The following is a 26,496-nucleotide window of genomic DNA, read 5'->3' on the forward strand; positions in this document are numbered from 1 at the left end:
TGATGATACATGATGAAATGGGAATAAAATCCCGAAATACACTTTGGTTATATCTTAAGAATTAAAAAGAGGCTAGGACAATTGGGACGGCTGGGACAGCATGTAAACACTGGCTTTAAACTGTCCCGTTATGTCCCAAAACTTAAAAATAATGGGACAAATTTCTGGTTCATTGCAAAACTTATTCCCAGCCCCAAAACTTAATAGTAAAAACATATACTCTAGACGTTCCTACCCCCTTGATTCTGGGCTTTTGCGTAGGCGTTCCATCTGCTGCAGGTACTAACCAACCCTCATTTATTAATACCCGTACTACTGATCGTGGCTCAAATCCCTGACAGAGTTCGTTTTTAAATACTCCCGGTAAAACCATAAATCATCGGTTTTATAGAATCCTGCACGATTTTGAATCCGAGCATTGTTTGGATCATTCACGTTATCAAAACGACTAGTGCCATAAGATTCAAAAAAAGCCTTAACCTGAGCCAAGATTGCTCTGTCTTCTCGATTTCCATCACTACCAAAATGCTCTAGCCATGCTTGGTAACATTTATAAGCTGCATTTTGGGAGTCGCCTGCTGCCCAGCCAGTCAAACCATATTGGCTGGCTAACTCACCTGCAACAGCAACTAAAGCAAAACGGCGTGCTACTCGGATAATCTGTTCCGTTGAACCCGGTAGGACAACCCTATTCACAAACTCCTGTATTGACTCAGCAATCTTTTCCGCAATACTTTGTTGATTGGCAACGACCTTCTGCAACCAGGCTAACCCTACCGCACCATAATACTTAGAGGCATATTCTTTTAAGGATAAAGCCATAGTAGCTGGACTAAGCTGATTATGGATTTTTTCAAAAATTCCCATCTTCAATCCAGCATCGGCTTCAATATCAGCAAGCCTAATCTCCTGACCGACATTTGTCTTTTGACCTACTTTGGCCATAAGAGACATTAAGGACTCCTCGCCTGCGGAGAGAAAGAACAATTACCAGCGAGATGATGGTCTAACTGTTCCCTGACGCGAGGCGCGTGTTTTTCCTTGGCCATTAGCGAGTAGATAAGCTGCCTCCCCTGTTTCTTTTGGTTCCATCTGACTTAATTCATCGAGAATCAACAAGCCGTCATTATGCAAGGCAGCCAAGCCTTCAAGGTCGTTAGTCGTGCTACGCCATAATCGGCAATAAGCTTGAGGATTTCCCCAAACCGAAGCAGCTACTTTTAAAGCAGTACTTTTGCCGCTTGAGGAAGCACCTCTGAAGTGAAAACCACCAGAATCTTCTCCTGCAATCCTTGCCAAAGCTGGAGCAAAAGCAGCAGAGATAGCGAAAATCAATCGTGAATTGCCAGATGCGAGCAGTGCTATTGTTTCCCGCCAATTTTCAACGGTACCCGATACAGACATTGCTGATTCGACAGCATGGCTATTTTGGAAAACAACTTTCTCGGAAGAATGACCAATGGTTTGCGAAGCAGCAACAAAAATATCCTCATGCCAGCCCAGCTTATCAACGCATCGCGCCCTATCTTCTACAGGAAAAACCTGCAAATAACTAATGAGTAAATCGCGAGCTAGTCTATTCGGCGAAATGGTTAAACCAAGACAGGCTAACTCTCTTCTCACCTCAGACGCATCGCCTTGTAATAGAGACAGAGGCACTGCCCATTGATGAGTCACCCGATCATCATCCTGCCATTCCAATAATCGCCCCCACTCTCCGCTTTTCGCATCACGGGTTTTAGCCACTACGTGTAAAAACGAGCAAATCCATCGGGGAGCGGTTGGATTGCCATCTTTGTCTTTGCCATAAAACGACAGACCCTGCTCAGTTAATTTAAAATACCCGCCTGCATAGTCACAGAGCACAGGATAATTATTGTTTGTATTTTTTAATGTAATAACTTGGTTTTGTTGCATGACTATTTCCTCCAGCAGAGTTCATGGAAGAGAGAAAATCTATCCTTCCGTGAACAGTTTATTCATTCAGTGACAAGTGAAAGGAACTGCCCTTCATCACAGGTAGAACGATAGATTTTTTGTCGCTGGAGAAATGACATAACGTCAGATTTACGATACAAAACCTTGCGGCCAATTTTAAGGTAAGGAACACCCTTTCCTTCCCAACGATTACGTTCTAAAAGCTGGGTTGAACAGTCTAAAACTGCTGCTAAAGTTTGTTGATTAAATAAAGCAGAATCTGGTGCAGATTCAAATTCGTTTAATAGTCGTAAACGGGTTTGTTTATTATTCATATAGCCCTCATCAAATGATTTATTCATTCAGCATAATATCGACGGTTTGCGTCTTGCTCGATGAATATCAGTTGACTATCCGGCCGGGTTCCCTTGAGGGAAAAAGTCGTGATATTTCGTTTGCCGTCACTTTAATTGAACCGTAAAAATTCACAGTTCAGACGAAGTATTGCGTGGAATTTAAAGGGCCGTCAAGGGCTTTGGAGGCTTACGATCAGAATGATACTAAATGATATCGATTGATACTCAAAAAATTTTTCTTGCCGGATTTGTCCCTGATGTCCCAATTGAATTTTTTACTTTGGGACAACAAAATTCAGTGTTTGTATAGTTGTCCCTGTGTCCCGTTTGTCCCAGTGATTTCTATTAACTGATTTTCATAAATCGCGGAACTATGGAACCCTCATATTCAACTTGCTCAAAAAACATTATTTTAGGTCGAACCCAAATTTGATCTTTACCAAACTCTTCGCATTCATAAAGCGCTTTATAAATAATCATCTCTTCTAATGTTTCACTATGTCTGGCTACACCAATCACCTCGTATAAATTTTTATTTTTAAAATGCTGGTATTTGCCACAATAATCTTCGTTAGCTGATTTCATTTACATTGTTCTCTATTCTACTATATTTGCACCGAAGTAATTTCTTTGCTCTGTACTAATAAATGCTCGCATCGCTTTGTGATAATTTCCTGATACTGCCTTAAATATTTTTTTTCATTCTCATCAACTAACAATAATTTGATTTCCTCTTGCAAAGCATCTGTTAATCTTTCAATTAAATATATCAAACGATTTGTTACTAGCGATCTTGGTAATCGGCAAGTATCTGCAAAATCAGCTAATTGATAAGCATAGATGTTATTCTCATCAAATTCATCGCCTAATGCCATAGCTAGTGCATGCTCATATTCAGGGTACATTTTTATATTGACCAAATCATAAAAGGGTGCCAGTGAAATACCCTTTGAGCCAACAAAAAAACTTATATTTTTCCCGTGAGCATCACAATTAAAAATCAAAATATTAAATAAAACCCAATCAAGGATTTGTTGCTTGGTTTTTGCAGGATTTATACACTGATTAGCAAAATCAAACAGCTTAGGTAAGCTTACCCCATCCCTAATATGTGCCACATCCCTGCTATTTCCAAAATTTTGTTCATATTTGTAATCGGGTGGTAGATTCAGTGCTTGACAACCATCTATTAAGTGGCGTCTTTTCACAATATTGTTAGTAATCGATTTCCTGTCAAAGCGCTCTACCAATAAAGCTGAATGCGGGCCAAAATGTTTTATCTGGACATTCGCCACATTTAAGGCACAACGTTTAGCTAAACGCATAGAAAGATATTCGTTTAAAACAATAGATGAATTTTTTTTTGTCTCAAATTTGAGGATATGAGTAGAACACAAACTACCTTCTCCAAAACCAAGCTGTCCCTGATCGTTAAGGACTACGTTAATTTTATCCTGTACTCCGGCAACTGAAAGACGAGGTTTTCCATCCCAAATGATTAGACTATATCTGTCGCGATGGTCTAAACGTTGTGCTAATTCCTCATCAGTGATTACTCGAAAATTAGCTTGCTCTGGAATTAGTTGATTAGAGGCTAATATAACTAAGGAACCCGGTGTATCTAGTCCTAAAGCTCGAACCAGACCAAAGGTATTGTTTCTACTTAAATGAAAGTTATTCAATAATTCTTCTAGAGCAGCTCCCTCGGGTAATAAATTTCGTAGGAATCGCTGCACATTTAGTGGTGGAATCTCTTGCTGCAAGGGCAAATGTGGAGAAACTGCATACCCTTCTCTTTTCCAGGGATCAGAATAATTCCAATATAACTGATCATCGATAAGTGCTAGTTGCGCTATTTGATCTTTGCCTAAATAAACATCTAAAACCTGCTTAGCTCCAATCATTTTCACTCTCATTACTTGTCCATGGCGCTACATGGAGTTTTATTCCTAATGCAGAACAAATTTGTAATACGCTTCCTAATTGACAAGTCGATTGGCCATGTTCAACTTTCATCAATGTATCTTTAGCTACACCGCATAATGCAGCTGCATCCTCTAAGCGCAAATCACTTTGCGTTCGACGCGCCTTAATTATTTTTCCTAGCAACTCTGCGGTAATTACTTGTTGCAGATTCGGCGTTTCTAATTTTTTGATTTGCTTGGCCATATAATCCTACTACTATAGTCTTAATTAGAAATCTTAATGAAACCTCTTCATTAATCCTACTATTATAGGATTAATCTAAAGAAATAGTAAATTTTAAATATAATCCTATACAAATAGGATTATATTTAAAAAGCTAATTAATTTCTTCAACTTCTGGAGTATTAGCCATCTGACAATTTAAATGATCAGCGATACGTTGCATAGGAGTTCTTAATCGTTCAACATCCCGCATAATATAGCCAGCTGTCACATCATTTGTCATTTTGTGATTCAACAAGCGCTTTAGTGCATAGGCCGGTAAGTCCAAGCTTTCTGCTGTTGTAGCAAAGGTTCTTCTTAAATCATGCACTGTAAAAGAAACTCCCGAGAGTTCGACCACTTTTAACATTGCCTTTCTTGGTTCCACAACATGACCACTTTTACTTGGTGCAGGAAAAACAAATTCTTTTGTTTTGCTTTGCTTCCTTCGCAGGAATAATTAATAGAGAACATCAGACATAGGCAAGGTATGAATCTCTCTATTTTTAGTATCTTGTACAGTAAAGGTCTTCGCTTGAAAATCGATGTCCTTCCAAGACAAAGAAGCTGCTTCCATCCGTCTTAAGCCTGTATAAAGAATCAATAAAAAATAATCTTTCCACATCGTTGCTTGCGGATAACTTTCTTGCTCACCGAGCTTTGTTAAAGCCTCAGACCAAGCAGCTAATTGATGATTTTTGATCATGGTATTTTTACGATCGACTCGGTACCAACTACGCGCATGTGATAAATATTCCACTGGATTAATCGCAATAATAGGTTGGCCATCATCTAACTGATACTCATGAACAGCAAAATTAAATACCGCACGTAAAACTCGCATCGCATAATTAGCCCGTGCTTTACTATTCGTTTGGCCATATTGCGCGTGACGCTTGGCAATCATTTCTCTTGTAATATTAATCAGGGGTTTGCCAAGCCCATCAGGCATCACTTGCTTTAGAACACTTTGATAATCTTTGATAGTCAGCGCTTTTAAATCTTTACGGGCTTTAAGGTAATCATTAAACACCTCCTGCAAACTAAGCGATTTAATTTTATTTGTCTTATTCTCAGCAACAGGATTATCCCCTTTCGCAACCTGCCCTAATAAATGCTTTGCCTGCTTGCGCGCTTCTTCAGCGGTAAGCTGACCATACTTGCCTAGAGTAATGCGTTTAACTTTATTGGTAATGCGAGTTTCAACAACAAAGCTTTTTACTCCGGCAGCAGTCACTCTTAATGCAAACCCTTTTAATTGCTCATCTCGATAAAACACCTGATCTTTTCCTTCCACAGGTTTGATTTTATCAATCACCGATTTAATGAGTTTCACCGACTTATTGTTTTCCATATTCTTCTCCAGAGAAAACCGAGGATTAATTTCCATGTAGACACAAGGAAAAATTATTTCTCATAAAAAAAACCTGAACCATATAAAGATGTTCCAGCTGCGAGAAGAAAGAAGTGATTCTATATAATCCTCTTGATGGGGATGCCATCACAAGCTCAATTACAATCTGATTTTTCGGCAAGAGTGCGTAACTAAAGGCAGAGCTGTTGTTAGCCTATAACCCCGATGATTTAATCATCCTCAGCAGCCTTCACCTAGCGTCATTGGGGAATATGATTTTCTAAAAGATGGAAAAATTAAATAGTTAATAATTAAAAATCAATAGGTTCTATAACTAAGGTTGGAGTAAGCTGGCGGTTCTACTCATTCACAACCCCTAACAGCTCATTCATCAGTACTCTGCTGAAAATCCACGATTAACTGTCAATTTCCGATGATAAAAATTTCCGAGGCTTTGTAGAAACTTGCATGGGTTTAACTCTTCTGAGGTAGGTAGGTAATCGGACTTATCAAAGTTAGCTTCTTGCTGACCATTTGCTAGGGTTGGAGCTATAAAACCAGAGCTAATGCATGCGTAATGAACATTCTAAATCACCCTAACATATCCCCCAGATGCTTGTGAAATTTCCTGGGTTGTATCATTCAATATACTATTTAGCTCGTCACTGCGAATTTCCACATCTGCTCCATAAACAAATCTAATCGCTTGCCAATACTCTGACACTAGTTAACAGTAAGAGCTGTCAAGCGTTTTTGTAAGACATTTCTCACAATATTTACCAATCCGGTCTTAATGACGCACAACATGAATTACGTCATACTAATATCCATGGAAGTTGCAAATTTGGGGACATTGATGTCCTTAAAAGGAAACAATACAAGGATGTATTGACCACAGGAAGTGGAATTTGCAACTACCCCCTACCCACTGCTAAGCAGACAACATAGTTAGTACAAATGCTCTAACGGAGTATACTATTTTCATTTCAATCAACCATTGTAAAAAATGATAAAGATATCGGGATTGATAGCTAAAAAATAGAAACTATTTAAGGATGAAGTAATGTTTTATGACAAGTTGTATCAATCTAAATTAGTCACAGCTGAACAAGCGGTGGAACGAATTAATAATAACTCTACGTTAGTAGTAGCAATGGGTGCAGGGGCTCCACCTGCCTTGTTATCAGCTATCGCACAAAGAGTTCTTCATAATGATCTGCAAAACCTTTCAGTGTATTACAAAATCGCTACTCGCCATTTGGCAGATACCCTTCTAACCGAAAAAGTTTTAGAGAAAATTCGGGCTCATAGTTTTTTTGTGGCAGGTATCGATCACAACATTATTAAAGAACAACAGCAGACGGGTAAAAAGCTATTGAGTTTTGTGCCTTGTAATTTCAGTCAGATTCCCCGTGTATTGCGAGAAATTATTAAAGTTAATACATTTATAATCACTGTGTCACCTATGGATTCTGGTGGTTATTTTTCTATGGGAACTAATAATGATTATGCTTCCACTGCTGTAAGGCAATGCGACCAGTTATTATTGGAAGTGAATCCAAATATGCCAAGAGTATTTGGTCAATCACAAATTCATGTTTCTCAAGCTGCCGCTATCGTTGAAAACACGGCACCGCTAATAGAGTTCCCCTCCGCATCGCCCAGTGAGAAGGATATTAAAATAGGGAAATTGGTTGCCCCCTTAGTTCCAGACGGCGCTACAATACAACTCGGTATTGGCAAAGTCCCTGAAGGCATTGCTCGCGCACTTGAGGGACATAAAAACCTGGGTATTCATACAGAACTCTTTTCTAATGCCATGACGCAATTAATCCACAAGGGAGTTATCAACGGAAACAATAAGTTTATGAATCCGCAAAAGCATGTCTTTACTGTAGCTCTTGGTGATAAAAATACTTATGAGTATATGAATAACAATTCGGCCATGGAAAGTTATTCTTCGGAGTACGTGAATGGCATTAATACCATCGCTTTGCAAAATAATTTTGTATCCATAAATACCGCGATTTCCGTTGATTTATATGGTCAGGTGAATGCTGAATTTATTGAAGGTCATGAATATAGTGGCTCAGGAGGGCAATTTGATTTCGTCAAAGGGGCTGCTCTGGCAAAAAATGGGATTTCTGTCATCGCTCTTCACTCTAGTGCAAAAAATGGGGCAGTATCTACCATAGTTCCCAAGGTTGAAATGGTAACTGATGTACGTATGGATGTTGAATATATTGTGACAGAAAATGGCATAGTAAATTTGCGAGGAAAATCAACAAAAGAGCGTGCTCTAGCCTTAATTGAAATAGCAGATCCCAAATTTCAGGAAGAACTGATTCAAGCGGCCCAGAAATTAACATTAATATAAGAGCTCTTATGACATTAATAAAAACCAAAATTGAAGATGCAATTGGTACTATCGCCTTAAATCATTATGAAAGAAGAAATGCTCTGAGCTCTGAGTTAATTAAATCATTGTTACTCGCGTTAGAAACCATGACCAATAAAAAAGTAAAGGTGGTTGTTCTGCGACAAGCAGAAAATTATCCCGTTTGGTCAGCAGGCCACGATGTTACAGAATTGCCCCTAGCTAATACTGATCCTTTACCTTATAACGATCCTTTAGAAATCTTGTTAAGAGCAATACGTCATTACAAAATCCCTACTATTGCAATGATTCATGGCTCTGTCTGGGGAGGTGCATTCGATCTCGTTATAAATTGTGATCTCATTATTGCTGATGAAAGCTGCACTTTTGCCATGACCCCTGCAAAACTTGGCTTACCGTATAATGCCAGTGGTATTCAACATTTTCTATCTCGCTTACCTATCAACTTGGTAAAGGAATTATTTTTTAGCGCAAATCCTATTAATGCCGAACGAGCACTTCACTATAATCTTATTAACTCCCTCATTCCTGAACTGCAATTGGAAAAGTATACTTATGATCTCGCCAAAACAATTGCCAGTCGATCATCTGAAGCTATTTCCGCTTTCAAAGAACAAGCAAGAATTATTAATGATTCTTGTGTAATTTCGCCAGAGCTATTTGAATACATTGAGCAAATTCGGCGTAATGTCTATCAAGGGCATGATTATAACGAGGGAATACAGGCTTTTTTAGAAAAAAGACCGCCTAAATTTAATTAATTTCCACCTACTTTTTGGATATAAAATGCGTTATTACCCATCCATTACTTACAGAGTAACTCATGAGAATCTTTAGAAAGAAAAATAAACCCTTTTTGACAATTAAAAAGAAGTCGGTGAAACCTGATAATTTCTTAATCAAAACTCTTCCAAAAATTGATTATGCTGAAGCGTTAGTAGGCAAATATAACCCCAATAAAAATTATCCAATTGAAATCATAGCAGACTTATTTTTCAACGCCTCTCCACTATGGGCTCGTCATCTTTTAAATATCAGGAATAGCCTGGTAGGCTGGCTCGGTCTTAAAACACGAGCCATTCCAATAAGCAAAAAAGTTGACGTTACACTCATTGTCGGAGAAAGAATTGGACTATTTCGCCTGTTTGAGATTAATCTCACAGAATTGATATTTGGTGAGGATGATAAGCATTTAGATGTGCGAATGATTTTAAAAAAATCTGATAATGAACTTGCAATAATTACACTGCTTAAGTTCCATAATATCTGGGGAAGATTTTACTTTAAAACCATTCGAATTTTTCATCAAAAAATCATTAAATCACAGTTAAAACAAGTGATAAAAAAACTAAATTCCCTTTAAGTTTTCGCCATAGGTTCCACTTGGATTTGATTTTAGGGTTGTTGAGATAAATGTACGCTTGTATCCTTCTTCAAATTGCTATTATCTAATTGTTTCGGGGTCTGCTTAAATAGCAAACTCAGGCTTCCTAGCTGGCTAATATTTTGAGTAGGGTCTCGTAATTGTTTAATCCATTGAGGCCGTTCACAATTAGTCATCCGTTTCCATTCCGTCAAAACGATATCGTCAATTTCTTTTTGAGGGGGATTAACTCCAAAGTGTTTTTCATAATCCTTTATGAATTTGCTAATGAAATCTTCTGCTGTTATTTTTTCGAAAAAAATAGCTAAGGATCTTGGTTGTTGCTCTTTTAAAATTTTCCTTATTTCAAGTGCTAGCTCATTATTCCATTTTTTATGTGTTTCTATATGGGAATCAACGATGAGTTTTAACCAGTCTTTGAATGAATCAGAAGGTTGTTCTTCCAAAAGTTTTTTTAAACTTTTAAAGCTGGTTTTTGCTAAATCTTCTTGTGCAAGCTTTAATAATTGATTACTCAGTGAAAGATTTATTTCTCTTAAACAAAATATGTTTTTTAAGACACCCAAAGATCCTTTTTCTTGACCTACCAAGGCACGATAGAGAGGTTGATCCGCAAGATGATCCGATTTAAGAAAGCTTCTACCATCTACCCCAAATTTTTCAAGACCATGAATTGAAAATAACTGTATTCCTCTTGCTAGTAATTTAGTTTGTAGTCGCGGTAGAGCTGAAATTGTTTCTGGATGAATAAAAGAGGTGCGAAGTTTGCCCTGAGGTAACAATTCAAAATCCTGTAAAAAATAAAAATCCATGATTTTTTCTTCTGGGTTTTCCTCTGGATTTTCTAAGGCAACCTGATCAATATAGTCAGTTAATTTTTTAACTTCTTCTTGAGAGTTAAAAACTGTATTTGGAAAGCATTTTTTTATAAATAGCTTGTAGTTACTTTCAAATTGAGAATTAAAACCTGTATCCGTGGAGCATTTTTCTACAAGTAATTGGTAGTTATTTTCAAATTGATCAGAACGGTTTCTTAGGCAAGCAAGCAAAGCGTCTTTTTGAGTAGGACTATGAAAAATTGATAGGCCTCCAGACGTTAACGGTATCTTATCAAAAATACTCGGAAACCTTTTGTAAAGAGATACGGCATTACGTATAAATTGATTATCTAAATCCTTCGTAGCTCGGTACAGGGAAAATAGATTGTCTTTTAATGCGGCATGCTTAAGAATGAACTTAACTTCGTTTTCAGGAAGCGATAATAGTTTTAAAGTAAATTTCTTCTTTTCCTTATTTTTATAAAAACAAGCAAATTGAGGGTTACGCTTTTTAATTGCCTCTAAACTCCAGATTTCCATTTTCATGTTATTCCATGGATTAATTAGAGTAAATTCATATCCACCAGGTACTTGGAGATTGGGTGTTATACTGTGAATTCTTAGTGCATGATATCCATGAATTATCCCCTGCCTATCTGGCTTACCATAGGCCATAGAGATATAGACTGGCTCGTCCGGAATAGCTTTTTTTAACTTGATTACTTGCTCAATATTCTTCAAAGAACCCGCTTCAAATCCAACAATTTTAGCCATAAAATCAGGTGCAGTACCTGCATACCGCCATTGACTATTATGTGCTTGAAGACTATCTGCATTTGAATCCAAAAAATAATAAGAGCTAAGGTGCTCTAAAATTAAAACAGCTAAACTATTTGTTTTGGCACCCCTCGTGTCTTTAACAAAGGTTTCCAGGGAAGCTTTAGGTATGGTAATAATGTCTTGATTATCCCTATACTCATAGTGATAATTTTTTTGATTGATCTTATTAGGTTTAAGAAAAGAACTTTGATCACTGCGCTTAATTCTTACTTCTACGTCTCCATTTTTTAGCTCAGTAAACATGTTTTTTAACCTTTTTCTTCCCTCCGTAGAGTTATAAAGACAATCAAAAACAGTAAGTAGATAGCAATCACCTATACTGCCTTGTTCTATAAAAACAGGCTGGTCATTTTCAGGAAATAAAGGGGGCATGGCAAAACCTCATGAGTCATTTATATGTTCAAATAGATATCGCAATTGACAATTTTCTACTTCGAGCTTGAAGTTCAAATGTCTGAGTAAAATTTAATCATATTGATGTTAGCCAAACATTAGAAAGGAATGAAAATATCGACTTTGCCTGTTTCCAATTTTGATTACCCTTAACGGGTGATTGATAAGTAATAAGGGCTTTGGGAGTCGCGAACTATGAATTTGAGCTAATTATTAGAACTCCATTCTTGATTTTAGCCTACTTTTAATGTGCTAAAATAAATTCAATAGGTTTCACTTAATAGAAAAACAAATTGTATGAACAGCAATGAATTAAAATCTTTTTTAATGGCCTACGAATACCGCTCGTTTACGATTGCTGCAAAGCGTTTGCATATAGCTCCATCAACTATCAGTAAACGCATTAGTAATTTGGAACAGGTGTTTAAAGTAAAATTATTTGAAATGAGAGGCAACATGCTTTTTCCAACCACAGAAGGAAAGCAACTTATCCCTTATGCTCGCTCTCTTTTACATACCATGTGCAATGCTCTTGATAATTTTAAAAATCCTCAGCTTTCTGAAATCCCAGTTATTATTGGTATTTCAGCCTATCCATCCTTGCAGTTTTTACCGCGATTCATCAATTATTTAATCAAAAATGAAATTATTTTCCCTAATTTTCAAATTAAGCAAATGCCAAAGCCAAGCCTAGTTTCAGCGCTGCAAAATGGCATGATTGATATTGCTTTAACCTCCGAGGATTTAATAGTTGACAGTGAAATCAAATCTAATCCGCTCAAGGAGGAAGATGTGTTCTTTATTGCGACACCTACCCATGAATTAGCCCAGGAAAAAAATATCGGTCTAAAAGAGCTCTCTCAATATCCATGCATCTTAACACAGCGAGGTTTTGCTATCCGTGATAATTTGGAATTTATCCTTTTGACCCAAGGGCTAACTCTTTTTGTAGAACATGAATTACTTTCTTTAGACGCAATAAAACTATTGGTGAAAACTGGCTTAGGATGGAGTGCTTTGCCCGAGCAATACTTCGATGACGAGTTGGTAAAATTAGAGCTTCAAAATCACTCACAAAAAATAACTCTGTGTTGGTATTGCCATAAAAATCGATTCGAATCAAAACTAATACAATATATAGGCCAATTGTTGAGTGATGGCATTAAGCATATTTACATAGCCTGAAGTATCTTGTTTCATTAAGAAAGCCGCCAACTTAACTTAAAATTAATTTTTAAACACTTCATAGTCAATAAATACGGCATGAGCAAAATATTTGTCACAGCAAGAATGTATTTAAAAGGGGCGCCCAAATTAACGGTCAATGGCATTTATGGGATTACTACCCTTGAATTAGGATAAAACTTGTTTTAAATACTAAGCGCCACTTGACGGTTCTTAAATCAAAGTGTGACTGAGGTATCATATTTAATGCAGGGCTTTCGGCGGTCCTGTATCACAGCAGCCTTTCTGTTTGTAGGGATAGCCAACTTTACATTGGTATCAACTAAGCTACCTTACTTATTAGCAGCAGAACTTTATCACTATGCTTTTCATTCTAGACACCAGGCAGGTGTATCAATACCCGCTCAACATCGTTATTTTCTTCAAGCTTGCCATAATATTCATTTTTCCATCGAGGATGAATAGCCGATGCAGGAATGGACTCTAATGGTTCACTGATGACTAGTTTGTACTTTTTGAAAAATTCGACTAGAAACCCCTTAAATGCATACTCAACAAAACTATTCCCTGCAGGACATCCGCGACTACCTGCTGAAAATGGAAAAAAGTTTTCACCGATAAAGTGTAATTCATGAGCTGCAGCCTGTTTCATGAACCGCCATGGGTTAAATAATTCAGGGTTCCGCCATAATTCTGGATCATGATGAATAGGACGAATTGCAAAGAATAAATAAGCATTAGGATAAATAGTACAAGAGGATTTTTGGCCGTTTGTACTTACAACATCTATGACTGAACTTTTTGATGTATAGCGAGGCACCACGGCTGTTGGAGAAGCAAAACGTAGGGCTTCTCTGTAAATACAATCTAAAAATAGAAGCTGCTCAAAGTCTTGGGGACTGTTTAAGTCTACATCTTTAACTTCATTTTGTAGTTGCTCAATAATATCGGATGATGCACTAACATAGGCTAAGGCAACCATGATTAAAAAGGATAAATTACTCTCAACAATGAAGCCAGCACCAGAATGTGATGCGATTAATTTTTCCTTCATTTCTTCTGAGCTTTCATTACCAGTTGATTCGAACTGAGTACTTGCATAAGCATTTTTACTCAAAATCTCATCGCTATTTCCACTAAGGATTTCAGCACTCATCTGCAATATTTTCCTGCGCATATCAGCAAATTCATCTGAACTAGCATCCCCATCAGCAATTAGATCATTAGCTTCTCGTAAAAATCTAATATATTTTTTAGGAAATTCACTAATTCCTAAAAAACAATTGCCAATAATTTTTGCGCCAATGTAGGTAATATTATCTTGAAGGCTTAACTCGTCATCCCAAAATTGGTCAATATTGGTTCCTAACATTCTTGCATAGGAAAATGCCTGCGTGCTCGATAAATTTCGGGTGATTTTTCGCTTTTCGCTGCGTGCTTCTTTACCCAATTGATTTACGATAGTTGTTGCACCCGTCGCCTCTTGCACACGGTCATGTGGTTTGCGCGCTTTTTCATCTTTATTTTGCTCGCCATATTGAGCAATAGCTGTTAAATTCTGCCTTGTACCAGAAAATATATAAATAGAGGGAACTAAATTCGCGGCCCGAGAAATTAATGGAAGTTTTCGCAAAACTCCGCCAAGTGGAAGTGGATCAATAATGGCGACCCCTGTCTCCTTTGAGCGCTCATACCCCTCACTCATAAAATATTCACTACCATTTTGCCAAAGTTGATAAGCATCATTTACTGGTCTTATAAAGTTTACATTGAAAAAATTATCTACACTTTCCAGGACATATTCAGCAAACTGAGGTATTACCATCTGTGGTAAGGCATTGTTATCAGCTTCTTTACCCATATTGCGTTCTTGCATAAAATTAACCCTAATTGTGAATTGATTACTGTGTAATTTTTCTAACTTATCATAAAACAGGTTCAAAATTAAACACAGCACGACCGATTAAAAATAGAGCATTATACACAATTTTAGACCGTTTTTGTAGGTAAGAGTAATCTTATTAGATAAAGAAAAAGTAATGAGGCGAGGCTTCTGGCACAAAGTACAGGCCTATTATTTAGGTATAGCAATGCAGGTAACTTCAACTAACAATTCAGGAAGGGCTAATGCTGCAACCCCTACAGAAGTGCTAGTATAAGAAGAAACTGGCATGCATTCTTTTCTCGTTGCAAAATAAGCGGGACCATTTTTCTCAATGTTAATAATATAGGAGGTCATGGATATAATTTGTTCTAGACCTGAGTTTGCAGCTTGAAGAGCATATTCAATATTTTTAAATAATTGTTTAGTTTGGTCTTCAATATTATCTGCAATAACTCGTCCTTCTTTATCTTGCCCTGCCTGGCCAGTGACAAAAATTAAATTATTCACTTGGACGCATTGCGTGAATCCGTATTTTTCATAAGAAAGTAACTCTGAAACCTCAATTACCGTTTTTGTCATTATTCGTCCCTCTTTTTATCACCTATCTAGAAATAGCCTATTATATACATACAATGTCAAAAAGGATTTACCATGAATACCGTCATGAACTGGATAGATCTTGGCTTTTTTATTATTTTTCTCTTATCTTTTATCTTTGGTCTAGTTCGTGGATTCATTAGAAGTATCGTATCACTATTTTTTTTGATTGTGGCGGTTTATTTAGGCATTAAGTACGCGCCTCAATTAGCTGAGTACTTTGCAAAACCGAAGGGAAATGATCAGGCTATTCCCTATCTGCTTTTGATTGGCATGTTTCTCCTTATTTTTATAGTTACGCTTATTATTGGAGGATTTGTTAACTATTTTTTAAGAATGATATTTCTATTTAGTGATTTAGGGTTTATTGATAACTTTTTTGGAGCCTTATTTGGTCTTGTTCGGGCGGCAATTATAACTATTATTATTATCTACATTGTCCAGCTGACTCCTTCAGCCTCTAAACCAGAATGGCGTGAATCAAAAGTTGTTATGTATTTTCAGCCGATGACAGAATGGATAGTAAACAAGATATCTCCTACTCTTCAGAATTTAAAAGAAAAAGTGAACAAAACAATTGAGAAGATTGAACCTAAGAATAGTGGGTCTACAAATACTGTACCTGCTAATACTCAGCCTGTTAATACTCAGCCTGCTAATACTGGAACCACAAAATTTTAATCAAAATAGAGTTGTTTATTAAAGAGTTACGTTCTTCTTATACCGTTTAAGCCTGAGTGGAATCCATTGTAATAGGTTCCTTAAGCGCAAAATTCTGTCATAGGGTAATAGGTCAGTCCCATCACGAATTCCCGCGGTCAAGCCGCGGGAATTCGATACTGGGGCGGGGCTGACCTATTACAAAAAAGGCTTAGGTAGAATGGCTACGCGCCCTTTTTTCAATCGCAAAATTTAAATCTGAATGTCATACAAGCAAAGAAAGTTATAGATATTTAATGAGCTCTGCTGAATATATCTTATCAATGCTACTAAGGATGGGAATTCGACCAAATCTTACCAAATGCTATATGTGCAAGCTGATCTCTGCCTTTAATTCATACCCTTATCCTTTAACTCCTTCAACGCATTCTGATTTTTTTTAATATCTAAATGCATTCCCTTTAAAACTTGAGGAGCTTTTGTAAACTGAATATCGGCGTATTCAACGACTTGAATACGATTACCCCAAGGATCTAAGAAATCTAGAAACTGACCATCAATTAATTTTGCCCCGGCTTTAATGGCTAATTCTTTTACATTATTACGATTGTCTACAACCAGGCCGAAATGTCTTCCTTTATCAGGAACAGTGTTTTCACTTTTCATTAATGCCAGAAATTGATCACCTAAATCGATAAAAGCCATTGATTTTCCTTTGCCTCGTAATTTAAAAGAGAAAATTTCTTCATAAAAGCTGAGAGCTTCTTCGATATTCCCGACTTCAAGAGCAACATGATTAATTCCAACTAAATTAGGTTTCTGCATCATTTTCTCCTAATTTTGGGGTTACTTACTAACTATAGTCGATACTGAGATCGCTTGTTTGTTTAATTAAACACAGACTTTAACTTGAGGATCCCCGAATATCTTTTATATCAACCATTAGTAATTCACATACGGACTATTAGCTTTCTAATAGCAATTTTAACTCCTCATTAATCAATCAAATAGCGCAATTATCATTCAATCAGCGACAGTGATTACATGTCGTCTGATTTTTCAAAATTATTGATTATAGGAAAAACAAATATGGCAGCTTCAAACGAACATATAACGTCATTGGTAGATGGATGATTCATTCACCTTAGCCCCAAAAACTTCGTTGGAAAAGGCTTGGTAAACCCACAGATTTATTTCAACCAATCTTACAGAGCGGGGCGTTAATCCCTGCTCTACACACACTTAACTTTGAGGAAATGGAATGTACTAACACTGAATCCTTTTCCATATTTTTTCCTATTCAAGAAATTATCAAGGAATCATAGATATTCTTTATCTATCTAATGGCTCTATATTAGTAAACCTTATAGAAGGAGGATCAGCAATAAGCTGGTTGTTAATATAGCCTCCCTTCAAATACAAGTCACCTTGAGGAGGTGATGCGAAACCTCCCCAAAGAGTGTCTCTATTCTCTACAAAGTTATCACTCGTTTTGGTTTTTATATTTAAAGGACCGCCATGAGGAACTCCACAGGGTGCCAGCAGACATTCATGGATCGACATTTCAAACCAGTGACCATCCAAATATCCACGAGCCGAGCCGGCCCAGACAGGAACACATTCATCCGAAATGGGATGTGTATGAGCAGCAAATGAATCCCCAGGCGCGCAACGCGTTAAATGAAATCCGCATTGACGAGTGCCATGTCCAGGCCACAGAATAAATCGCATAGGACTGCCATTAGCATTAAATTCGGCCCCTCTAAAGACATTGAACAAAGCGCCATTACGACGAATATCAGATGATTTTAAATTCCAGGCGCGTATCTCTTGATGAGTGTCTCTATAACGAAGGAAATTGGCAGGAGAAATTTTCCCGCGACCAGCTGTTTTCTTTGCCTCTTCTGCTGCGTCAAAATCAATAGATCCCAGTTCACGAATATAAAAACCCGCGGCTTCATATAAACTTACCAAAGGAGGGGTAATCGAGTGCACCAAAATAAAATCTTCCTTATTGCTGACTGGATTACGCAATGCGTGCGGAACATTTTCCGGAAAATAGGCCATATCACCAGGCTCAATACTTACCCATTTTCCCCGAAGATATATTTCGCCTTTACCTTGAACACATAAAAAAGCCTCTTCTGAAATCTGATAAGTATACATGGGAGATTCCATCTCAGGCGACAGTGTTGATACATGTACGCTTTCTGTTTGAAACCCATTCCCTGGCCATGCAATTAACCTTGTTGGAATATCATGCAGTATTATTTCAATTCCTTCATTCAGATCACCGATCGCGCCTGCCCGCCTAATTTCATCATAACTACGGTTTTTAGCCAGATAATCTTGTTTTGTTAGTGCCATTTTATTTTCTCTTAAATTTTATCCAAGTATAGACCAGTTGCCAGGATTTGCTATTTGGCCTTGTTTTATCAATGATGTGAGGGAGCAATAAATACGGGTTGAAGTAATCTAATAGATGCAGACATCCAGGTTAAGAGATAACGTGCTTAACAGGGGAAAGTAATGACGATAAATCCTAAAGAATTTAAACTTGATACAATTAGCCTCTTCTTAGAACAAGGTAGGTCATAAGAATGCATTGAAGTCATTTGTGAGGTTTCAGTAGAGTATCGATGAATGTGCTGTTAGGGGTTGTGAATGAGTAGAACTACCAGCTTAGACCGACCCTAGTTATAGAACCTTTTGATTTTAATCGTTAATTATTTAATCTTGCCGTCCTTTAGAAATACATAATTCCCAAGGGCTCCAGGCAAAGAGTTACCCAATGTGATTGAGAAGTCTCAAGAAGAGATAGAAGAAATCATTAACTTTGTTTAATCATCAAATCTTCCTGACGAAATAAAGCCTTTTGTGATTGGCTGTATTAACCTTGCCTCATGGATACCCAAAGCGTTAGTCGAGCATAAAATTACGGTATCGAATTTAAAGCGGCTTCTCTTTGGCAAAGGCGCTAAAACTACTCAAAAGCAATCACCAACGATAGCAAAGCCCGACGCCATCACAGACGCTGAAAAATCAGAGGCTTCTAATCAAGCCCCTTGTGAGGCTAAAAAACCTAAAGGACATGGCCGTCTACCCCACACCGCATATACCCATGCTATAGAGATGTCTTTAGTCACGCAGCTCTGCCGCAAACTCAGAATAAAGCTTATGTATCCGATATTACGTATATCTGGACTCAGGAAGGCTGGCTTTATTTAGCGGTTGTTATGGATTTATTTTCAAGAAAAATAGTGGGTTGGAGTATGGGTTCTAGAATGGTTTCTCTTTGTATATAAAAGATGGCAAGATCAGTCTACTTCTATATCTCTTGCAGCACATCTATTTAGGCACCTTCATCTCCTTTATTCCTGATTATCGGTTGCGTTGCAAAAAATATTTCTTGCTTTTAGAGACAGCTCCTGAATTTAATATGATCAATAGCTATTTATTGTCAGAGTAACAATGGAGAAGCTTTGGGTTTCAAAAAAAACAGGTGTCATCATCTTGCTTGGCAGCGTACTGCTAATGCTTGTGATTGGCTTATTGCTCCCACCTATTCCACAATCGCAAAGTTATCACAACTTTGCCGATCAACGAAGTTGGTTAGGTATCAACAATGCCTTCAATGTTTTATCTAATCTGTCTTTTGCCTTAATAGGAATTTGGGGCTTGTTCCTCTTATTTTCTCATAGCAAAATCCAGTTTATAGATAGTAGTGAGCGCTGGTTTTGGGTCAGCCTTTCGCTTGGACTGATTTTGGTAGCATTGGGTTCAGGCTACTACCATTTAGTACCAGACAATAGTCGCCTAGTATGGGATCGGCTACCGATGACTATTGTTTTTATATCATTTGTCTCAGCCCTAATATCCGATAGAATAAACAGCCGTCTAGCTTTTTGGTTATGGCCTTTTCTTCTAATGATTGGCATTTTTAGTGTTTTACAATGGCATGTTAGCGAGCTTCATGGAGCTGGTGATTTGCGACTTTATGCGGCGGTGCAAGCCTATACATGCTTATTAGCATTGATAATGCTGCTGTTGCAGTCTCATTATACCCGCTCCTGGGATATCGCTATAATTACCTTGTTCTATGGTTTAGCAAAAGCATTCGAACTCTATGATGCACAGATTTATCAGTTCTGTAGAGGTATTATCAGTGGACATACTTTGAAACATTTAACCGCAGCATTATCGGCTTTCTGGATGATTCGGATGATATGGAAGCGACAAATTTTATAGAGCGCACGGGTATAAATTAGGGAAATTAGCTTGGCTTTCTTTGTTGAAAGAGAAGAGCCTTAGGGATAAAAAGATGAGAATTTTATATAACCGTTTGTTATTGAGCAGTTTTTTCATTATTGCACTGGTTGTGGTAGCCTTTATCTCAGCTTACGTCGTCCTAAACTTCACGGGTGCTGGCCCAATCCCTTCTCGCTCAGCATTCACCTCTCGTTTACCCAGCATCCAGAATGGAGATCCTCAGCGCTTTCAATTTTTTTACAGCACCAATCGCATTAATAATAAGCAAACCATAAAAGACCAAGGAAACCAACTCAGTAATAATATTACCTTCGGCACATTTAATGTACGTATTTCCCCCTATTTACCCATAAAGCCTTTGGCTTGGTTTGATACCAATAACATGGAGTGGTTAGCCCATAAAGAACTACCTGAAGATCAATTTTTGTCTCAATTACGTCAAGCTGTACTTGCTTCTCCGCAAAAATCGCTGTTAATTATAGTTTGGGGTTATAGAGATTGGTTTCAGTCTGCAGCACTCAAAACAGCCTATACTGGTTATGTCTTAGATATTAATACACCGATCTTGCTGTTCGATTGGCCAGGTAATCAAGGAGATGGACTTAGAGGGTATCGGTCAGCCCAAAATATAGCGAACCAGTCTGCTCCTGATTTGGGTAAGGTTCTCACCTCCGTTATTCACCACGCAGGAGCAGACAAAGTTTGGTTGATGGGCAGTAGCCTTGGTTGCCAACTAATCTGTGATTCTTTCGATTGGCTAGCTAAACGACCAGACATGCTCCAGGGAGGTCCTAAGATCGATCATGTAGTGTTTTCTGCGCCAGATGTCTCTGCCCAAGCTTTTGATGAAAAATTTGCCGAACAAGTCAAAGCATTGTCCAAGCATTTGACGGCCTATGTAAGTTCAAATGATCGTGCCTTGCTAATGAGTTATTGGTTGAATGGGAGCCGACCACTGGGTCGAAAAGCTCAAATCTCGATACCTCCTGAAGACAGAACTACCGAATATGAGTACGAGGAGGCTCTTGAATTGCTGAATTTACAGAGCAAAGGAGCAAAAGAAGTTTCTGTTGTCGATGCAACGCCAATTAACCGTACTAGGAATTTGCATCACTTCTTTACTGATTCGCCAGAGTTTTTTGATGATCTCTTTCGTCGTTTATTACAGCCAGAAAATAACCTTAGCCGACCTCTTTATACTGTTCGAACAAAAGAGAAGTCTACCTATTGGATTTTATGGAACAATTAAGTAATTAGAGTATCAATTCTGAGAGACTTTTGAGCTAGAGGCAGTAAGGACTGTGAAGTCCCTATTGCCCGATGGATGTCTGTTAATATTGAGGACCAGCATAGGTATCCAATGGCGCTGGATGCAAGGTTGAGCAATTTAGAAAATCATTTGGGGATAAATGAGTTACTGGGGAATCAAAACAACCTTTTTCAGCATTTTCTTTGCTATGCAGTGAAAGATCACCTTTGCCGTTAACAAGGATTACTGCAGAATCATCGATATGCCAAACAGGAAGATCCAAATCTTCATCAATCGGACCCTTTTTTGCGATTTTAATCTGATAGATTGCGCAAGAGTCTGCAGGTTTAATATCAGACCGCTGGATTGCTAAAGCAGATCTTCTAGGGGTGTGCCTAGCATTACCTTCATTATCACGAACCAAGGCCATCAAATCTTTGTTATTAATATCGGGTTGAAAATTTGCATCAGACTCTATTTTTTTGCATGCAATCTCAAAATTATTTGAGAAATGTGTAAATTTAGTTCGCATATATTTTTTTCCTTACAATCTTAGATATAGCTATTAATTGTACATAGGTTTGCTTGTCAAGGCTGCGGATTTATTGAAATCAGGCAGGCTATCTCAAATCCAGAGCCAAGCCCATATTTTAATCACATGGCGCATATTTTGTCGAGAAATACTGCAAGCAAAAAGGAAGGGACAATTGTTTACTCTTCTTAAGTTGAGCAATTAATAAAAAGTTGGCTGAAAACGGTCTGAATTGCGTTCTGCAACAGTCGTTGCAAACTCCCACAGATATCCTTCAGGATCTAAAACACGAAAAACGCGATCTCCCCAAAACTGTAAAGAAAGAGGAGCTACTATTTGCAAACCATAATCCATTGCTTTTTGATAACGGCTATCTAGATCATCACAATAAACATAGATTTTCACTGGCGTTTTTGTATTGGAAGCATAGGGACTTAACCCCAAATTACTCTCTTGATCATCAAATGTATCTGGCAAATAAAGACAAATATTTGAGTTTTTATAAGTGATTCGGGCTGATGTGAATGCAGGGGAAATTCCTCCTCTTTACACACTAAAGCGGCACCGTTGAGGACGACATTACTGAGGAAGCGCGGAAAGTAGCAAAATTCCTCTTGAAAAATAACGCGCAGCTTCACAGCAGCCAATTTGGCGCTGCGTTCTTTGATAATTACGAGGAATGCTATAGTACATCTAATCCTAGAAAAAACAGTTGATGTGCCCAATAGGAACTGATCTGAAAGGTCTAGAAATATCAGGTTGGCTCAATTGCTTAAGAGATACTAATCTTATCTATAATAATGATTAATGAATTAATGAGGAAACTATGAACGTCATTCAGATAATAAATAATATTGAACAAATAAGACAATGGAGCCAAAAAACAGACACGAGTAGATTACCAGAAAATGCACGCGACAAGATAAAAGAGCGTGACAAAGTAAATCATGCTAAAGCAAAAGATAGCCTCATCAAATTACTCAATGTTATAACAACCTCCCATGATGCAGATAAAATAATGTATTTCAAAAAGTTAGTGGTTGGTTATGGCTTGGGTGATTTATTATCTTCTAATGACATTCTACCTGCTTCCGAGATGCATCCCAATTCAGGTCGTTGGGGTATTCATTATAATCATTCTTTATATCAAAAAATTCTTCCTTTATGTCAATTAGCCTATCTTGAGGAAAAAAACGGGATCGCAGAGGATCATGCGCTCAAGTTATCTCTGATATTTAATGATGAAAAGTCCGTAAATGAATATCTAAAAGCCATTTCTGTAGGCACCAAGTCAAGATATCTTGTTCATGATGCCTGTTTGTTTGATTTACCTGCACCTGAAGAATGTAATTTTGAGCAATGGAAAAAAATAGCTAATAAAAAATCATACATGGCAAATCCACGTTTCAGAGAGTTGCTTCCTCATATTCCGGCAATTGAGGCTATTGCACAACGCCAAGAGAGAAAATCACTAAATATCCAAGCAATAACCGCTAAAGAAAAGGAATTACAATCAGTAAACCAAAAATATTCGAAAATTGAACAAACTCCTATAATCAATCCAACAGAAGCAGACAAATTAAATCGTAAACAAGAGCTAATGCAATTAAGTCAGGAAAAATCTCGCTTGAGTATAGAACTTGCTGAACTGAGTAAAGGGTTACCTTTACAAGATGCCTCTGTAACAATATTACAAGCCTTTTATGAAGCGTATAAAGCGGATAATAATGCAGCGCATAAAATCCTAATCGACCATGGAATTAGCACACAAAATATCGAATTATTTTATTCTCTTAAACGACACAATGACGATCAGGCCATACCGGCAATCCTAATTAAGGGCTCTGATCTTGGATATCCTAACTGTTATTTAACCAAACTTGATACCCAAAGTGATGCTGGTGCTGCACTTGCTGCTTGCCTGGGAAAAATAACCGATTGTTGCCAATATCTAGGCGGAGCAGGTACTGATTGCGCGAAACACGGCATTGAGTCGCCTAATAGTGGATTCTATGTGATGTTTCAAGGGGATGAAAATTATCCCAATCTGACTGATCGTATTATTGCACAATCATGGGTATGGTGTGATAGAGACGGAAACTTGTGTCTTGATTCTATAGAAGCAGTCTCGCAAGTACATTTATCTCAAGTTTCTGATTTTTATCGCTACCTCAGTATAACTCTATGCGAAAATCATGGCATCAGACAAATAAATACTGGCGCACAAAGCGGTATTACCACTCAGATAGCATTACAAGACTATCCAACAATCAAACTGAACGCGATAGATTATATAGGCTATAGTGATTCCATCTCTCAATTATTAATAGCCGACGCATCGATGCCTTATATTTTTTTGGGGAGAGTAGATTCAGGGACTCTTCAACACAAGATTACGACCAAAACACATGAATACTTCAAGGGATTATTTAGCAGCAATACAGACTTAAAATCGAATGTAGAGTTACAAAAAGCGATAAGCTATTTGATCTTTTCTACTCAAGACCAAGAAAGTAGCCCTCTCTATCAGTTGTTAGTTGATGCAGCAGGTAATCGAACAGAAGAGCTTATTCAGCTAATTCAAATTAATCGTAAATATGTTGATCACTTGAATAATAACGAGCTGAATCTTGCCTTCGCTTTACTTGATCAAGGTGCGTATATTAATTCCATAAACACTCATGGACAAAGTCTTTTGCATGCAACAGTACTATCTGCCAATCATAAATTACTTGAACAATTAACTGAACGGAACATTAATCTGGATATTCAGGATACATATGGGAACTCCGCTTTAATCAATGCATTGGAATCGCTCCTTTATACACAAAAATCAGAAGAAGGAAGAGCTATTGCTCGATATCTTGTTGAGAAAGGTGCCAATGTGGATATGAAAGACGACTACGAATTTACCCCATTAATAATTGCCGTAAGGAATAACGATCTGGATATGACTCGATATTTAATTGATAAAGGTGCCGGAATTGATATTTATGATGGATATATGAGAACCGCAATGTTTTGGGCGGCAAACGGAGGTTATTGGGAGGTTTTTTCTGAACTAGCAAGTAAAAATTGCAGAACTGATGTAGTAAATTATATAAACGAAGATAACCTATTAATGACGGCTCTCAGAGGCCAAAATCGCGATATAATTCGTCACCTCATCAATACGATGCCCGTTAATATTCATTATCAAAATAAGAGAGGCGAAACAGTATTACATTTAATGGTACATCATTCTGAATTCTTTAACATGATTATCGCTTCACTATCCGCAGATCAACTATTCAAAGCACTTAGTGTACGCAATGTTGATGGCAATACAGTCTTGCACTATGCAGTGAGCAATCCGAAGCTTTTACAAACCATACTTCAGCGTCTACCAACAGATAAAAGAGTCGAATTGTTGTTTTTAGCTAATTCTGATGGCGACACATTGCTAATGCTAATAGCAATAAATACATATTTTTTGGAAGACACCCTTGAGCTTATTCCCGAATCGCAACGGATAGAGTTAATCAGTGCCACTGATAATCAAGGAAATACAGTACTGCATCGAGCCTCCCACAACCCAGACACGTTGAGAACCATTCTTGAACTTATACCTGAGACTCAACGATTTGCATTAGTAAATTTGTGCAACAAAAATAATGAAACGGTGTTGCATTTGGTAGCAGCGAATTATGGTTCTTTGAAGGGAACTCTTGAATTTCTTACTGAGCAGCAAAGGGTCGATGCAGTAAACCGTATCAATAATAAAGGCTTGAGTGTATTGAGTATAGCATCTACAAATCTTCAAATACTGAAGGCAATTTATGAATTATATCCAGAAAACCAAAGACCAGAAGGTTTTGGTGGGCCAAATGAAGAACAAGTTTTATCAGAAATTTTAAACGCGTTTAAACAACAACGACAAGTTGATTACTATTCTTATGGCGACGAAAGTTTCGAGCTCAATTTTGATGTAGCTGTAAATGAAAATAATACAACTGAAGCAAACGAACCAGCGACATCTTCTACCGATAGCTCAAATGATGAGCTTTATGAAAAGCTTAGTATCATTCTGGACAACCCTGAATTTATTGAACCGGGCGTAAAACTAAAGAGTTCGTTGTATCCAAATTTATCCAAGCTAAAAAACGCTCTGAATCATAAAGAGGCGTTTAATGTAATCCAAGAGATTGCGGCCAAAGGAGTTGCAAAAAACAAGAAAGTCAAAGAGACAGCATCGCCAGAGAGGTACAGTTATATTGATAAGCGAATTAGTTTATTGACAGCAATAATGGAAGCCCACAATTTTGAACAAGCGCTTGAAAATATAAAAGAAAAATTACCAGATATAGACATTCCGTACAACTTTGTTTCTTAACCTCGTAATAGGTCACCCCCATCCCAAAATCCCGCGGCTTGACCGCGGGATCTATGGGCTCAGAGTGAACACCGGATCCCGCGGTCAAGTAGATAAATAC

Annotated in this window: 19 protein-coding genes and 3 pseudogenes; 9 read left to right on the forward strand and 13 right to left on the reverse strand. The window is 37.6% G+C overall.

The genetic code is table 11. From position 1 onward, the window contains the following. Positions 1–181: 181 nt before the first annotated feature. The 6 genes and pseudogenes from BN1094_RS07310 to BN1094_RS07335 all read right to left on the reverse strand — a co-directional run bounded on the left by BN1094_RS07310 (position 182) and on the right by BN1094_RS07335 (position 5,814). Positions 182–1,917: pseudogene (locus BN1094_RS07310) on the reverse strand (DUF927 domain-containing protein). Positions 1,918–1,979: 62 nt separating this feature from the next. Next, complete coding sequence (locus BN1094_RS07315; RefSeq protein ID WP_043874534.1) at positions 1,980–2,252, reverse strand: MerR family transcriptional regulator; 273 nt, start codon at positions 2,250–2,252, stop codon at positions 1,980–1,982. Between the two features lie 366 nt (positions 2,253–2,618). Further along, positions 2,619–2,858: a DUF1653 domain-containing protein gene (locus tag BN1094_RS07320; RefSeq protein WP_043873812.1), complete on the reverse strand. Its 240-nt coding sequence runs from the start codon at positions 2,856–2,858 to the stop codon at positions 2,619–2,621. 20 nt (positions 2,859–2,878) lie between these two features. Then, the gene (locus tag BN1094_RS07325) at positions 2,879–4,177 is read right to left on the reverse strand and encodes a HipA domain-containing protein (protein ID WP_099908996.1); all 1,299 of its coding nucleotides are present in this window, start codon (positions 4,175–4,177) and stop codon (positions 2,879–2,881) included. Next, complete coding sequence (locus tag BN1094_RS07330) at positions 4,164–4,442, reverse strand: helix-turn-helix domain-containing protein (RefSeq protein ID WP_043873813.1); 279 nt, start codon at positions 4,440–4,442, stop codon at positions 4,164–4,166. The genes BN1094_RS07325 and BN1094_RS07330 overlap by 14 nt, the downstream gene beginning before the upstream one ends. Before the next feature lie 133 nt (positions 4,443–4,575). After that, a pseudogene (locus tag BN1094_RS07335) lies at positions 4,576–5,814 on the reverse strand (tyrosine-type recombinase/integrase). Positions 5,815–6,877: 1,063 nt separating this feature from the next. On the opposite strand from BN1094_RS07335, the gene BN1094_RS07340 reads away from it, so the two are divergent. The 3 genes from BN1094_RS07340 to BN1094_RS07350 all read left to right on the forward strand — a co-directional run bounded on the left by BN1094_RS07340 (position 6,878) and on the right by BN1094_RS07350 (position 9,575). Then, a complete protein-coding gene (locus BN1094_RS07340; RefSeq protein WP_043873814.1) occupies positions 6,878–8,191 on the forward strand; it encodes an acetyl-CoA hydrolase/transferase family protein in 1,314 nt (437 codons plus the stop codon). Positions 8,192–8,199: 8 nt separating this feature from the next. Then, positions 8,200–8,973 carry a methylmalonyl-CoA decarboxylase gene (gene scpB, locus BN1094_RS07345; RefSeq protein ID WP_043873815.1) on the forward strand — a complete coding sequence of 258 codons (774 nt, stop codon included), beginning with the start codon at positions 8,200–8,202 and terminating at the stop codon, positions 8,971–8,973. Positions 8,974–9,035: 62 nt separating this feature from the next. After that, on the forward strand, positions 9,036–9,575 hold the full coding sequence (locus tag BN1094_RS07350) for a DUF2867 domain-containing protein (protein WP_043873816.1): 540 nt from the start codon (positions 9,036–9,038) through the stop codon (positions 9,573–9,575). Positions 9,576–9,607: 32 nt separating this feature from the next. Here the strand turns inward: BN1094_RS07350 and BN1094_RS18810 are convergent, their stop codons facing one another. Beyond that, entirely contained in the window at positions 9,608–11,626 is a 2,019-nt protein-coding gene (locus BN1094_RS18810) for a hypothetical protein (protein WP_052403192.1), read from the reverse strand. A 318-nt stretch (positions 11,627–11,944) separates the two neighbouring features. On the opposite strand from BN1094_RS18810, the gene BN1094_RS07360 reads away from it, so the two are divergent. Then, on the forward strand, positions 11,945–12,832 hold the full coding sequence (locus tag BN1094_RS07360) for a LysR family transcriptional regulator (RefSeq protein ID WP_043873817.1): 888 nt from the start codon (positions 11,945–11,947) through the stop codon (positions 12,830–12,832). A 373-nt stretch (positions 12,833–13,205) separates the two neighbouring features. Here the strand turns inward: BN1094_RS07360 and BN1094_RS07365 are convergent, their stop codons facing one another. Both BN1094_RS07365 and BN1094_RS07370 read right to left on the reverse strand, forming a co-directional pair. Further along, positions 13,206–14,708 carry a cytochrome P450 gene (locus tag BN1094_RS07365; RefSeq protein WP_043873818.1) on the reverse strand — a complete coding sequence of 501 codons (1,503 nt, stop codon included), beginning with the start codon at positions 14,706–14,708 and terminating at the stop codon, positions 13,206–13,208. 198 nt (positions 14,709–14,906) lie between these two features. Next, positions 14,907–15,296, reverse strand: coding sequence for a RidA family protein (locus tag BN1094_RS07370; RefSeq protein ID WP_043873819.1), 390 nt, complete (start codon positions 15,294–15,296; stop codon positions 14,907–14,909). Between the two features lie 72 nt (positions 15,297–15,368). Here BN1094_RS07370 and BN1094_RS07375 point away from each other — a divergent pair, with 72 nt between their 5' ends. Further along, positions 15,369–15,995: a CvpA family protein gene (locus BN1094_RS07375; protein WP_043873820.1), complete on the forward strand. Its 627-nt coding sequence runs from the start codon at positions 15,369–15,371 to the stop codon at positions 15,993–15,995. A gap of 369 nt (positions 15,996–16,364) precedes the next feature. Here the strand turns inward: BN1094_RS07375 and BN1094_RS07380 are convergent, their stop codons facing one another. Both BN1094_RS07380 and BN1094_RS07385 read right to left on the reverse strand, forming a co-directional pair. Continuing rightward, the gene (locus tag BN1094_RS07380; RefSeq protein ID WP_245614246.1) at positions 16,365–16,802 is read right to left on the reverse strand and encodes a VOC family protein; all 438 of its coding nucleotides are present in this window, start codon (positions 16,800–16,802) and stop codon (positions 16,365–16,367) included. A 504-nt stretch (positions 16,803–17,306) separates the two neighbouring features. Further along, a complete protein-coding gene (locus BN1094_RS07385) occupies positions 17,307–18,341 on the reverse strand; it encodes a cupin domain-containing protein (RefSeq protein ID WP_043873822.1) in 1,035 nt (344 codons plus the stop codon). An 800-nt stretch (positions 18,342–19,141) separates the two neighbouring features. Here BN1094_RS07385 and BN1094_RS19505 point away from each other — a divergent pair. The 3 genes and pseudogenes from BN1094_RS19505 to BN1094_RS07400 form a co-directional block, all read left to right on the forward strand. Next, positions 19,142–19,261, forward strand: a pseudogene (locus BN1094_RS19505) (DDE-type integrase/transposase/recombinase); the annotation flags it as partial. A gap of 184 nt (positions 19,262–19,445) precedes the next feature. After that, complete coding sequence (locus BN1094_RS07395) at positions 19,446–20,222, forward strand: hypothetical protein (RefSeq protein ID WP_043873823.1); 777 nt, start codon at positions 19,446–19,448, stop codon at positions 20,220–20,222. A 73-nt stretch (positions 20,223–20,295) separates the two neighbouring features. Then, on the forward strand, positions 20,296–21,492 hold the full coding sequence (locus tag BN1094_RS07400; RefSeq protein WP_043873824.1) for an alpha/beta hydrolase: 1,197 nt from the start codon (positions 20,296–20,298) through the stop codon (positions 21,490–21,492). An 82-nt stretch (positions 21,493–21,574) separates the two neighbouring features. On the opposite strand, the gene BN1094_RS07405 is transcribed toward BN1094_RS07400, so the two are convergent. Both BN1094_RS07405 and BN1094_RS07410 read right to left on the reverse strand, forming a co-directional pair. Next, positions 21,575–22,024 carry a hypothetical protein gene (locus BN1094_RS07405; protein WP_043873825.1) on the reverse strand — a complete coding sequence of 150 codons (450 nt, stop codon included), beginning with the start codon at positions 22,022–22,024 and terminating at the stop codon, positions 21,575–21,577. Positions 22,025–22,225: 201 nt separating this feature from the next. Continuing rightward, positions 22,226–22,501: a VOC family protein gene (locus BN1094_RS07410; RefSeq protein ID WP_141650441.1), complete on the reverse strand. Its 276-nt coding sequence runs from the start codon at positions 22,499–22,501 to the stop codon at positions 22,226–22,228. 349 nt (positions 22,502–22,850) lie between these two features. Between BN1094_RS07410 and BN1094_RS07415 the strand changes: the two genes are divergently transcribed. After that, positions 22,851–26,396 carry an ankyrin repeat domain-containing protein gene (locus BN1094_RS07415; protein ID WP_043873826.1) on the forward strand — a complete coding sequence of 1,182 codons (3,546 nt, stop codon included), beginning with the start codon at positions 22,851–22,853 and terminating at the stop codon, positions 26,394–26,396. The last annotated feature ends 100 nt before the right edge of the window (positions 26,397–26,496 follow it).

Source organism: Legionella massiliensis (genome assembly GCF_000756815.1).
Taxonomy (GTDB): Bacteria; Pseudomonadota; Gammaproteobacteria; order Legionellales; family Legionellaceae; genus Tatlockia; species Tatlockia massiliensis.